Source organism: Hymenobacter sp. UYAg731, assembly GCF_054061335.1.
Map to the genome: position 1 here is coordinate 47,994 of NZ_JBSSEC010000002.1, position 11,824 is coordinate 59,817.

The following is an 11,824-nucleotide window of genomic DNA, read 5'->3' on the forward strand; positions in this document are numbered from 1 at the left end:
GACTCTGTGAGTCCGCGTGTGGGCGGTTCGGATGGGGCAACACTTGGGCGAGGCACGGACTCGCAGAGTCCACGCTACAATTTCTACGAGGCTTGTTTCTGGGCTTGCCACAGCACTACCTGCCAGCCTTTCTTCTTGTCCTTTATCTGCACTACCACGTACTTGATGCGGACCACGCTGGTGCTGCCATCGGGCTTGGGCGGCGAGGTGATGCGGATAGTGCCGTTCACGACGGCCGTTTTGTCATCGTTGTAGGCGCGCACGTTCAGAGCGTCTATTTCGATGTTGCCGTACTGGCTTTTGCCGTCGCGGATGCTCTGGATGTATTCGGCTTTGGTGTTTTCATGGCCGTCACCGTGGGTGTACACGAGGTCATCACCCAGCACTTTTTCGAGCACGGCGTAGTCCTTTTTCACCTGGGCCTCGAAGCGCTGACGCTCCAGTGCTTCTACTTCTTTTTCGGCAGTCATTTTCCGGGAGCCAGAGGCCAGAGCGAAGACAAATAAGGGCAATACCAGCAACAGCGCCAGCAGTAACGGCCGCGTTTTCATATCCTTAAACAAACGTTGGAGAGAAGCCAAAACGGCGCGGCACTCGTGGCCACTGGCCCGAAAAAAGTACCGTGCCGTTTCGGGGGAATGGTTATTCGTCGTCGAGCTTGATGGGCTCCATCTTCGGCACCAGCGTAAACATCAGCACCCAGGCCAGCAGGTACGCCGCGCCACAGATGAAGAACATGATGTAGTACGCTTTGTCGATTTGGCCAATGCTTTCGTAGTGGACAAACATGCGCTTCTGCACCAGGGCCGTGAGGGCAATGCCACCCAAACCACCCGCCATGCCGCCAATGCCCGTGACCGAGCCCACCGCCCGCTTCGGAAACATGTCCGACACGGTGGTGAAAATATTGGCGCTCCAGGCCTGGTGAGCCGCCGCCGCAATACCGATGACCAGCACCGCCAGCCACATATTCAGCCCGCCAAGCCACTGCGCGAACACAATCGGAAACACGCAGCAGGCAATGAGCAGCATGGACGTTTTGCGGGCTTGAAACGCGGGCATGCCACGCTTCATAAAGCCCAGCGGCAGGTAGCCGCCACCCACACTACCGATGCTCGACAGGATGTACACGGCCGCTACCGGCAGGGCAATGGCCGTGCCCTTGAGGTGGTACTGCTTGCCCAGAAAGTCGGGCAACCAAAACAGGTAGAACCACCAGATGGGGTCGGTCAGAAACTTGCCCACCACGAAAGCCCAGGTTTGGCGAAAGGTCAACAGCTTGCCCCAGGAGGCTTTGGGCTTTTCTTCCGTTACGCCCTCGGCGGGCAGGCCCGCGGGAATGTCAGCGTTGATAAAGTCAAACTCGGCTTTGCTCAGGCGGGCGTGCCGGGCGGGCGTTTCGTAATACACCATCCAGAGCACCAGCCAGATAAAGCCTAGCGCGCCCGTGATAATGAAGGCCCATTTCCAGCCAATGGTTTCGGCAATGAGCGGCACCGTAAGCGGAGCCACGATGGCACCCACGTTGGAGCCCGAATTGAAGATGCCCGTGGCCAGTGCCCGCTCCCGCTGCGGAAACCACTCGGCCGTGGTTTTGATAGCGGCCGGGAAATTACCGGCTTCCGTGAGGCCCAGAAAGCCGCGCGCAATGCCGAAGCCAAACGTGCTGCTGACCAGTGCGTGGCCCATGGCCGCCACGCTCCACAGGGCCGTCGAAATGGCATAGCCCATCTTCGTACCCAGCTTGTCGATGATGCGGCCGGCACCCACCATGCCCACCGCATAGGCCAGCTTGAAGGCGATTTCAATGTTGGCATAGTCGCCCGAATTCCAGTGGAACTCTGTTTCCAGGTAGGGCTTCAGCAGCGAAATAACCGCCCGGTCGAGGTAGTTAATCGTGGTGGCAAAGAACACCAGGGCACAAATGGTCCAGCGGAATTTGCCCATCACGGCATTGGCCGTGGCCAGCGGAGAATCAGGCGGGGCCTGAGCGGAAGATGTCATCATCGAGTTCGGGAATTTGAAACCAGGGCACTACTCGGAATCAACTCAATGGCGCGCATGGCGCACCATCGGGCACTACTTTTTCAGGGTTTCGACCACCTGCATCAGTTGGCCGATGCTGGCGGCCAGGGCGTCGGTATCATCGGCATTTTTGAAGAGCTGTGAGCCCATGCCCACGGCATTCACGCCCGCGCCAAACCAGGCGCTGAGGCTGGCCTCGGTGGGCTCCACGCCGCCGGTCACCATGAGCTTGGTGTGGGGCATGGGGCCGCGCAGGGCCTTCACATAGTCGGGGCCGACGAGATTGCCGGGGAAGATTTTTACCACGGCCGCACCCAGCTCGCTGGCGTTGTAAATCTCGGTGGGCGTCATCGCGCCGGGCAGCCACGGAATGTCGTGGGCGCGGCACACCTCGGCTACCTCGGCGGTGGCCAGGGGCTGCACCACAAACTCGGCTCCGGCGGCAATGAACTGCTCGGCCTCCGCAACCTTATAAATGGTGCCGATGCCCAGAATCATATCCGGATACTGGTCGCGCACGAAATCCTGGAGCTCGGTGAAAACCGACAGCGCTTTTTCGCCCCGGTTCACAAACTCGAACACGCGGATACCGCCCGTGTAGCAGGCCTGCAAAATGCGTTGCGTGTAGGCCGCATCGGCGTGGTAAAACACCGGCACCACCGGGTAGCGGAGCAGCGTGGCAAGGGTTTCGGCGGGGGTATGGCGGGGCATGGTTGGTTGAATTTAGCGCAGCAAGCGGCCGCTGGTGTTGCCCTTCATGATTTCTTCCACCTCGGCCACGGTCACTAAGTTAACGTCGCCGTGGATGGTATGCTTGAGGGCCGAAGCCGCCACGCCGAAGGTGAGGGCCTGCTGCGGATTGTTGTAGGCCAGCGAACCGTAGATGAAGCCGGCCATGAAGGCATCGCCGCCGCCAATGCGGTCCACGATGGGGTTGATGTCGTAGGTGACGGTTTCGAGGAACTGCTGGCCGTCGTAGAAAATGCCTTTCAGGCCGTTGTGCGAGGCGCTGTGGGTTTTGCGGCGGGTGGTGATGACCTGCTTGATTTGCGGGAACCGCGCCATCACCTGCCGGGCGACGGATACAAACTTGTTATCGGTTCCGGGCTCGGGCACGATGTCGAACAGGTCCTCTGCGTCGTTCTCGGAGCAGACCACCACGTCGCAGCCGGCCACCAATTCCGCCATCACGCTCTGGGCGGTCTGGCCGTACTGCCACAGGTTGCGGCGGTAGTTCACATCGGCCGATACGGTGATGCCCAGACGGCGCGCGGCGGCAATGGCCTGGCGCGTGGCTTCAGCCGTGGTGGCCGAAATGGCGGGCGTGATGCCCGTCCAGTGCAGCCAGCCGGCGTTTTTCAGGATTTCATCCCAATTGAATCTGGCCGGGTCGAGGTGGGCGAAGGCCGAGTTGGCACGGTCGTACACCACTTTGCTGGGGCGCATTCCCGCGCCCACTTCCAGGAAATACAGGCCGAGGCGGTCGCCTTCGTACACGGTGGCGTCCATGTTCACGCCGAGGGCGCGGAACTGCTGGGCAGCGGCGTGGCCGAAATCAGTGGCCGGGAAGCAGGTGACGTGGGCGACGGGCACGCCCAGCCCGGCCAGCGAAGCGCCCACGTTGGCATCGCCGCCGCCGTAGGTGATTTCGAGGTGCTGGGTTTGCGCGAACCGGTAATTCAGCGGCGGCGAGAGCCGCATCATGATTTCGCCGAACGTGACAACTTGCTTCATTCTTTGGGGACTTATGTGTAGAAAAACGGTCATGCTGAGCGCAGCCGAAGCATCTCTACCGTTTAACTAATTCAATTTCGATTCAACGAAGCGGTAGAGATGCTTCGGCTGCGCTCAGCATGACGTCCTTATATCGTTAATTAAGCAGTTACGGCAGCAGCTTCCGCCACTTTGCCAAAGCCGAAATACTCCCTGGCGTTGCCGTAGCAGATGTTCTGCACGGTGCGGCCCAGCAATTCCATATCCGCCGGCAGCTCACCATTTTCCACGTCGTTGCCGAGCAGGTTGCAGAGCACACGGCGGAAATACTCGTGGCGCGGGTACGAAAGGAAGCTGCGCGAATCCGTGAGCATCCCCACGAAACGCGGCAGCAGGCCCATGTTACTCAGCGCGTTGAGCTGCTTCTCCATGCCGTCTTTCTGGTCGAGGAACCACCAGCCGGAGCCGAACTGCATCTTGCCGGCCACTGAGCCATCATTGAAGTTGCCAATCGTCGTCGCCATCAAGTCATTGTCGGCCGGGTTGAGGTTGTAGATGATGGTTTTCGCCAGCTTGTCCTGGCCGTCGAGCCGGTCGAGGAACGTGGAAAGGGCGCGGCCCTGTGGGAAGTCGCCGATGGAATCCCAGCCCGTATCGGGGCCGAGCGCGCGGAGCATCCTCGAGTTGTTGTTGCGCAACGCGCCGATGTGGTACTGCTGCGTCCAGCCCTTCTCCCAGTCCATTTCGGCCAGCAAAACCAGCATGGCGGCCTTGAACTGGTGGTTTTCAGCGTGAGTCAACTCGCTGCCGCTCCGGATTTTCAAGAAGATAGCAGCGGCTTCCTCAGCCGTGTACTCGGCAGCGTAGATGTGCTCCAGGCCGTGGTCCGACAGGCGGCAGCCCACGCTGGCGAAGAAATCATGGCGGCGGCGCAGGGCCGTTTCGAGGTCGGCGAAGGTGTTGATTTCCACTTCGGCGGCGGTGGCCAGCTTGTCGAGGTAGGCATTGTAGCTGCGGGCATCGTCCACCGCCATCGCCTTGTCGGCGCGGAAGGTGGGCAGCACGTTCACGCCGAAGCCGGCAACGGCAATGGCCTGGTGGTATTCCAGCGAATCGGCCGGGTCGTCGGTGGTGCAGAGGGTTTCGACCTGCATCTTTTTGAGCAGGCTTTGCACCGAGTATTCGGGGGTTTGGAGCTTGGCGCTGCACTCGTCGTAGATGCGGCGGGCGCTGTCTTTGTTAAGCAGCTCGGTGATGCCGAAGTAGCGCTGCAACTCTAGGTGCGTCCAGTGATACAGCGGGTTGCGTAGCGTGTATGGCACGGTTTCGGCCCATTTCTCAAACTTCTCCCAGTCCGAAGCATCGCCGGTAATGTAGCGTTCGGGCACACCGTTGGCCCGCATGGCACGCCACTTGTAATGGTCGCCGTAGAGCCAGATTTGGGTGATGTTCTCGAACTGCTTGTCCTCGGCAATCTGGTCGGGCAGCAGGTGGTTGTGGTAGTCGATGATGGGCATCTGCTTCGCATACTCGTGGTAGAGCGTGCGGGCCGTGGCGGTCTGGAGCAGGAAATCGTCGTTGAGAAAAGGCTTCATAATCAATCAGGAAGACAGAATCAGGGTTCTGATAAATTCTATAATCTCAGGAGTCGAAGGTAGGCCGGGGCGGGTGGCGTAGCCCTCATGGACTGTCCTGATTCCGGTATTTATTAGCGAAAACGGTTGCGTAAATAGTTTGGCAGGCTACAGCGACACGCCGCGTTTCCACGGAATGAAGTCGGTCTGGTCGTGGCGCACGGCGGCCACTTCCTCCCCGCTGGCCACCCGGATAACGTAGTCTAAAATGCGTTCGCCGGCCTGCTCGATGGTTTCCTCACCGTCAATCACGGTGCCCGTATTCACGTCGATGATGTCGGGCATGCGCCGGGCCAGGGCCGTGTTGCTGGAGACTTTGATAACCGGCGCGATGGGGTTGCCAGTCGGCGTGCCCAGGCCGGTGGTAAAGAGGACGATGTTAGCGCCCGAGCCCACTTCGGCCGTCGTGGATTCCACGTCATTACCAGGCGTACAAAGCAGGTTCAAACCCGGCTTGGTTACCAACTCGGGGTAATCGAGTACGGCCACCACGGGCGAAGAACCGCCCTTGCGGGCCGCGCCAGCCGATTTCATAGCATCGGTAATCAAGCCGTCGCGGATGTTGCCGGGCGAGGGATTCATGTCGAACCCCGAGCCGACGGCCACGGCGCTGTCCCCGTATGCCTTCATCAGGCTGCTGAAACGTTCGGCAGTTTCCTGGTTCACGCTGCGGTCTACCAGTTCCTGCTCCACGCCGCACAGTTCCGGGAATTCGGCCAGGATGACCGAGCCGCCCAGGGCCACCAGCATATCAGAAACGTGGCCCAAGGCAGGATTGGCCGAGATGCCGGAGAAGCCGTCGGAGCCACCGCATTCCAGGCCGATATTCAGGGCTTTGAGTGGCGCAGGTTCGCGGCGGGCCTGGTTGGCAATCATCAGACCGGCGAAAGTTTGGCGCAGAGCGGTACTGATGAGGGTTTCCTCGGTGCCAAGCTTCTGCTGGTCGAGGATATATAAGGGCTTGCTGAAGTTGGGGTCGCGCTTGGCGATTTCCTCCTGCAGCATGCTGGCCTGCGCGTTCTGGCAGCCCAGGCTGAGAACGGTAGCACCGGCCACGTTGGGGTGCGTGATGTAGCCGGCCAGCAGGCCGCACAGCGTCTGAGCATCCTGGCGGATGCCGCCGCAGCCGCCCTCGTGCGAGAGGAAGCGGATGCCGTCCACGTTCGGGAAAGGTCGGTTTTTTTGCGCTAAATCGGCGCTGGCTTCGAGGTCGGCGCTGAGGATTTCCTCCACCGTTTTGCCGGCTTGCATGAGCTCCACCAACTTGCGGGTTTCGGGCTGGTAGGTTTTGCGACGGGCATAGCCGAGGTCGGTAATCAGGGCATCCTGCAACACCTGGATGTTGCGGTTTTCGCAGAATACCAGCGGAATAACGAGCCAGTAGTTGGCAGTGCCCACGCGGCCATCGGCGCGGTGGTAGCCCTGGAAAGTACGGTCCTGCCAAGCGCTTACGTCGGGGGCCTGCCAGGCGGCGCGCTGGTGGGCGTGTTCGTCGTAGCTATTGGTAGCGTGCTGAATATTGGCCGTGGTGAGGCGGCCACCGGGGCGGATGGCCTCACGGGCGGTGCCCACGAGTACGCCGTACATGGTCACGGGCTGGCCCTGCGTCAGGCCCAGTGTGGCGAGCTTGTGCTTGGCCGGAATAGCTTCAGCAGTGGTAATAAAGCCATTTTCCCACGGCACTTCGGTACCGATGGGCAGGTCGGCAAGGGCGACGAGCACGTTATCGGCGGGGTGGATGCGGGCAACTTGGTGTTTCATATAAACGGATAATTATCGGGAATTGGTCGGGCCGAGAGCAGCCGCAGCATCTCTACCGCTTCGTTGCAGCGAAGGAGTTAATCTCGGGGCAGAGATACTTTGGCTCACTCACTCAGCATAATGTTCTTTTTGGGCTCCATCAGGAAGTAACAGCTGCGGCTTTGCGGGCGAAAAACGCGACCAGCGCAGCCGGCGCGCCCTCTTCTACTAGCTGCGTCAGGTAGTAGCTCACCTTATCGGCGAAGCCGGGCAGGCGGGTGAGGTCGTGGCCCCAGAGGGCGGTGTTGCGCAACGCAGCGGTGGTCAGTTCCTCGGGCGAGGATTTGGCCCAAAGCTCAGCGAAGTAGCCGGCGCGGTCGTCCTGAATGGTATAGGCTGCGCCATTGGCTTCGCCCTGGCCGGTGCTGGCCCCGGTGGCAGTATTGCGCATAAACAGCAGGTAGGCCGCGAAGCCCAGCGCCATGTAGTGCGGCACGGCATTGTGCGTCTGATAGTAGTGCAGCAGCGTGGGCACGTTGCGCATCTGCATTTTGGCGGTGCCCTGCATGGCAATGGCCAGCCAGCGGTGCTCCAGGTAGGGGTTGCGGAAACGGTCGAGGACCTGCATGCCGAAGCGCTGGCCCACTTTCTCATCTACCGCGAAGGGAATGCCGGGCAGCAAATCGGCCAGCATCAGGTTGTGGATGAAGCGCGCCAGGTCTTCGTTTTCCAACGACTCGCGCACGGTGGCGCAGCCGGCCAGGTGGGCCAGGCCGTAGCTGAGCGTGTGCGTGCCATTCAGCAAACGCAGCTTCAACTCACGAAACAGGGTAATGTCGGGCCGAATGACCACGCCCGTGGCCGCCGAGTGGAATGACAGTACCTCGCGCACCCGCTCGCCGCCCTCGATGGCCCAGAGCGAATAGGCTTCGGCCATCGTCAGCAGGTCGTCGCGGTAGCCCAGGTCGGCCTCCAGCGCTTCGTAGGCAGTGGGCTCGGGGCGGCCGGGTACGATGCGGTCGACCAGCGTATTGCAGAAATCGTTGGCTGCTTCAAGCCAGTCGATGAAGGCGCTGCCGAGGTCGTTGCGGTGCGCCAGCTCCAGCACAATGGCTTCGAGCTTGCGACCATTGTCGGGAATCAACTCGGTGGGCACAATGACCAGGCCCCGGTTTACATCGCCCTCAAAAGCCACGAAACGGGCATATAGTACGGCCAGCAGCTTACCCGGAAACGAAGAAGGCGGCGTGAGGTGAATGTCCTCATTCACTAGTTGAATGCCGACTTCGGTGGTATTCGAAATCACCACTTGCAGGTCGGGACTAGCCGCGAATTTCAGCACCTCCGCCCACTGGCTTTTGGCCGAGAGCACGCGGCTGATGCTGGCGCACACCACGTTTTCTTCCACGGGATGGCCGTCGTCGACGCCGCGCACGCACACGGTGTAGAGGTTGTTCTGGCGCTCGAAGGCCGAGGCGTCGCCGCCGTCGGTGCTTTTCACTACTACGATGCGGCCGTTGAATACGCCTTTCCGATTGGCCTCGTCAATCATGAAATCGGGGAGGCCGCGCAGCAGCACGCCGGTCCCGAACTGGAGCACCTTTTCGGGCAGCGCAAACAGCGCCGATGTGGGCCAGGACACGGCGGCCGAAGTGTGAGGGGTGGCCAGGGCCAGTTGGTGGGTGAGCGTGTCCATGTGAATGGGGCTGAAAATAGAATTGGTGGCGGAGCGAAGCTAGAATTTGGGACGGCTAGCGCCTTCCCGTACTCACCCGCTTCTGCCAAGCCGGATATTCTTTGGTTAATAGTTTTTCGGGCCAAACCCCGGCGTAGAGGTAGCCAGCGCGGCGCTCGTTTTCAATCTCGGTGAGCTGGTAATGAACCTGGCTGTCGCGCCCCACATAGATGGGGCGGTCGGTATCAAGCTCGTAGAAACGCGCCCAGAGGTCGGCCCCAGGCGTGGGCACGATGACACGGTCCAGCACTTTTTTGGACGGTGGCAGCGTCACCTCCTGCACGGCGTAGCCGTCCATTTTCACTTTCTCAAACCACGCCACGGCGCTGTCAATGGCCTTGCGCACGTCGGCCGAGGGCTTTTCAATGCCCATCAGAAACCGGACGATGTCCACCGACTCATCCCCGCTCAGCGAGGCCAACTCGAAGGCGCGGGCTTTGGCGGGCTGCAGGGTTTTCTCGTCGTACTGGGCGCACCAAGCCGTGGGCTGGCCCTTGCGCACATACTGCGTTTTCAGAATGCAGTTGATACCGCGCTCTTCCGCCTTCGCAGCCTGCGCCGTCAGCTTGGCATCGAAACCGGTGAAGGGCGGCTGCTGACGGGCCACTTTGCGCAACACCTCCAGCACCCGCACCATGGCGTTGTCGTTGTAGGTAATCTGGTGGCGGTAGATGTTGACGTCGGGGTAATACTGGGGAAAGCCGCCGTTGGCGTACTGCATTTTCAGCAGGTAGCGAATGCCGTTTTCGGCCCCGGCGCGGTAAGTCGGGTTGTTGGTTTGGTGATATGCCTCGGCCAGATAATTGATTTCGCGTGTTGTGGCGTTGTTATCAATCGTAGCGTCGCTGCGGTTTTTGTCCTTCAGGGTGCTAGCCCGCTCGGCGGCACTGAGCGGGTAGCGGTAGTCCACCTTGTGGGTGCCCACGGCTTTGGGCCAGCCGCCCACGGCCCGCTGAAACACCAGCATCTTTTCGGCGGTGCTGTCCTGCACCGGCGCTGCCTGGGCAGCCCGGAAATGCTCCGGACCACCCGTGGCTACTACTTCCTGTTGGGTCGGCGTAGTTCCAAGTCCCACCTTGCCCAGCCCTGCCAGCAGGAGCAGTATTTGCAGCGTCATCATGCGTTAGAATGTGAAGGCAGGGCCTTCGTTGAGTTGTCCTTAAGGATTGGGCCGCAGGCTAGTTGTAGCCGGGGTTTTGCGTCAGGTTTGGGTCGTTGTCGCGGGCAATCTGCGGAATGGGCAGCAGCTGCTTCGTGGGCGTGTAGCCGGCGGCCCAGTTGGTGGTCACGAAAGCCGTCGTGATGCTGGCCCGCCAGTCAATCGAAGTAGTGCCGGGGGGCACAGTGCTCGTGGATGGCCGATAGAACGACCGGGCCCAGCGCAGGCCCGTGGTGGAGCCCGGCACGGTGGTGAAATACATCTTCAGGGGCACGTTGGGGAAGCGGCTGGCTGCCGTCTGGTCGGCCATGGATAGCACGTCCAGCCGGGTCTGGACGATTTTGGCGGTCAGCAAATTCCAACGCACCAGGTCGAACTTACGGATGCCTTCACCGCCGAATTCCAACAGCCGCTCATTCACAATGGCATCAAAAAACACTTGCTTTGATGCCGCCGACACCGCCGGAAGGTTCGCGTTGTTGTAGCCGCGGCGGCGCACTTCCATCAGGGCATTCACGGCGGTGCTGGTGGGGCCGTTCAGCTCGTTTTCAGTTTCGGCATACATCAACAGCACGTCGGCGAAGCGCATCAGCACCCAGTCGAAGCTCAGGGACTGGAGCGTGACGCTGGACAGGGCCGGCGAGCGCCAGTCGCGGCGATACTTGCCATCGGTGGTGGCCGAGAGCTTGGCCCCACTTTGCGTGTCAGTGGCGTCGATGACGTAGGGTGTGATGGTCACGTCGCGGCGGGTATCCGTCGAATCGAAGGCGTAGAAGTAGGTGGGCACAATGGTGATGGCCCCGCTCGACTGCCCGTAGGTGGGCGAGCCCGTCAGGCGCGGGCCGTTGTAGTAGCCCAGCTTGGTGTCGGCGGCGCTGGCACCACCGGCACCCACGGCAAACATGATTTCCCGGTTGGCATCGGCGGCGTTCACGGCGGCCCCGTCCACGTTGGCGAGGCTGCGGAAGGTGGCGTCGAACTTGGGGTTGAGGTTGTGCTGGGTGCGGTTGCCCATCAAATCCAGGCACTCGGTACGCGCAATACGGTAGTAGTCGAGGTAGTCGGCGGCGCGGCGCTCCTGGCCGTTCATGCCCACCGACCAGCCGCCCCGGAACAGCGCGGCCTTGGCCCGCAGCCCCTTCACGGCTCCTTTGGTGATGCGCTCGTTGCTCGGCGTCACTTCGGTACGCCAGGGCACCAGGTTTTCGGCCACGGCCAAATCCTTGATGATGTGGGTATAAACCGAGTCGCGGTCGGTGCGGTAAAGCTTAAAGTCTTGGCCGGTGACCGAGGCCGTGCGGGGCTCGGGCACATCGCCCCAGTTGCGCACCAGCTCGAAGTAGTACTGCGCCCGTAGCGTCAGCGCTTCGCCATAAAGACGTTTCAGCGAGGTCTGCTCGGCGGCGGTGCCGCCGGTGTACTGCTTCATTTGGGGAATGAATTTGAGGCAGATATTGGCCCGCTCAATGCCTTGGTACAGGTTCACCCAGGGGGTGTACACTTCCTGGTTGGAGGGAATGGCCGCGTAGCGGGTCACGCCGCGCCGGGTGGCATCGGCCGCGCCAATGGCGCCCACCATTTCGTCGGTGTCGTAGGGATAGTAGCAGCTCAGGCGGTTGCCGTAGCCGGCATCGCCGGCCAGCATGCTATAGGCCCCCAGCACGGCGCTGGTGGCCCCGTCCACGGTGCTAAAAACCTCGTCTGACGTGTTGTAGGCCGTGGGGGTAACTTCGAGATAGTTGTTGCACGAGAGCAGGCTGGCACCGCTGGCGAGCAGCAAGGCGGCGGTCAGCGGCCGGATAATTGCGTTTTTCATCG

9 protein-coding genes are annotated in these 11,824 nt (G+C 61.1%); all 9 read right to left on the reverse strand.

From position 1 onward, the window contains the following. Nucleotides 1-83: 83 nt before the first annotated feature. The gene (locus tag ACVWYF_RS04795; protein WP_457065180.1) at nucleotides 84-470 is read right to left on the reverse strand and encodes a nuclear transport factor 2 family protein; all 387 of its coding nucleotides are present in this window, start codon (nucleotides 468-470) and stop codon (nucleotides 84-86) included. A 172-nt stretch (nucleotides 471-642) separates the two neighbouring features. Then, the gene (locus tag ACVWYF_RS04800; protein ID WP_457065182.1) at nucleotides 643-2,007 is read right to left on the reverse strand and encodes an MFS transporter; all 1,365 of its coding nucleotides are present in this window, start codon (nucleotides 2,005-2,007) and stop codon (nucleotides 643-645) included. 72 nt (nucleotides 2,008-2,079) lie between these two features. Beyond that, the gene (locus tag ACVWYF_RS04805) at nucleotides 2,080-2,736 is read right to left on the reverse strand and encodes a bifunctional 4-hydroxy-2-oxoglutarate aldolase/2-dehydro-3-deoxy-phosphogluconate aldolase (protein ID WP_457065184.1); all 657 of its coding nucleotides are present in this window, start codon (nucleotides 2,734-2,736) and stop codon (nucleotides 2,080-2,082) included. A gap of 12 nt (nucleotides 2,737-2,748) precedes the next feature. Then, nucleotides 2,749-3,759, reverse strand: a complete 1,011-nt coding sequence (locus ACVWYF_RS04810; RefSeq protein WP_457065186.1) for a PfkB family carbohydrate kinase — start codon at nucleotides 3,757-3,759, stop codon at nucleotides 2,749-2,751. 140 nt (nucleotides 3,760-3,899) lie between these two features. Next, complete coding sequence (gene uxaC / locus ACVWYF_RS04815; protein ID WP_457065188.1) at nucleotides 3,900-5,333, reverse strand: glucuronate isomerase; 1,434 nt, start codon at nucleotides 5,331-5,333, stop codon at nucleotides 3,900-3,902. A gap of 147 nt (nucleotides 5,334-5,480) precedes the next feature. Continuing rightward, nucleotides 5,481-7,133 (reverse strand): UxaA family hydrolase, encoded by a 1,653-nt coding sequence (locus tag ACVWYF_RS04820; RefSeq protein WP_457065190.1) that lies wholly within the window; start codon nucleotides 7,131-7,133, stop codon nucleotides 5,481-5,483. A gap of 139 nt (nucleotides 7,134-7,272) precedes the next feature. Then, nucleotides 7,273-8,808 (reverse strand): tagaturonate reductase, encoded by a 1,536-nt coding sequence (locus ACVWYF_RS04825; RefSeq protein ID WP_457065193.1) that lies wholly within the window; start codon nucleotides 8,806-8,808, stop codon nucleotides 7,273-7,275. A gap of 55 nt (nucleotides 8,809-8,863) precedes the next feature. Then, the gene (gene pelA, locus ACVWYF_RS04830) at nucleotides 8,864-9,967 is read right to left on the reverse strand and encodes a pectate lyase (protein WP_457065195.1); all 1,104 of its coding nucleotides are present in this window, start codon (nucleotides 9,965-9,967) and stop codon (nucleotides 8,864-8,866) included. Between the two features lie 58 nt (nucleotides 9,968-10,025). Continuing rightward, nucleotides 10,026-11,822 (reverse strand): RagB/SusD family nutrient uptake outer membrane protein, encoded by a 1,797-nt coding sequence (locus tag ACVWYF_RS04835; RefSeq protein WP_457065197.1) that lies wholly within the window; start codon nucleotides 11,820-11,822, stop codon nucleotides 10,026-10,028. Nucleotides 11,823-11,824: the final 2 nt, after the last annotated feature.

Bases quoted from the DNA above. Each gene is read 5' to 3' on its own strand.
- ACVWYF_RS04795 (WP_457065180.1), bottom strand. From the start codon at position 470: ATGACTGCCGAAAAAGAAGTAGAAGCACTGGAGCGTCAGCGCTTCGAG.
- ACVWYF_RS04800 (WP_457065182.1), bottom strand. From the start codon at position 2,007: ATGATGACATCTTCCGCTCAGGCCCCGCCTGATTCTCCGCTGGCCACG.
- ACVWYF_RS04805 (WP_457065184.1), bottom strand. From the start codon at position 2,736: ATGCCCCGCCATACCCCCGCCGAAACCCTTGCCACGCTGCTCCGCTAC.
- ACVWYF_RS04810 (WP_457065186.1), bottom strand. From the start codon at position 3,759: ATGAAGCAAGTTGTCACGTTCGGCGAAATCATGATGCGGCTCTCGCCG.
- uxaC (WP_457065188.1), bottom strand. From the start codon at position 5,333: ATGAAGCCTTTTCTCAACGACGATTTCCTGCTCCAGACCGCCACGGCC.
- ACVWYF_RS04820 (WP_457065190.1), bottom strand. From the start codon at position 7,133: ATGAAACACCAAGTTGCCCGCATCCACCCCGCCGATAACGTGCTCGTC.
- ACVWYF_RS04825 (WP_457065193.1), bottom strand. From the start codon at position 8,808: ATGGACACGCTCACCCACCAACTGGCCCTGGCCACCCCTCACACTTCG.
- pelA (WP_457065195.1), bottom strand. From the start codon at position 9,967: ATGATGACGCTGCAAATACTGCTCCTGCTGGCAGGGCTGGGCAAGGTG.
- ACVWYF_RS04835 (WP_457065197.1), bottom strand. From the start codon at position 11,822: ATGAAAAACGCAATTATCCGGCCGCTGACCGCCGCCTTGCTGCTCGCC.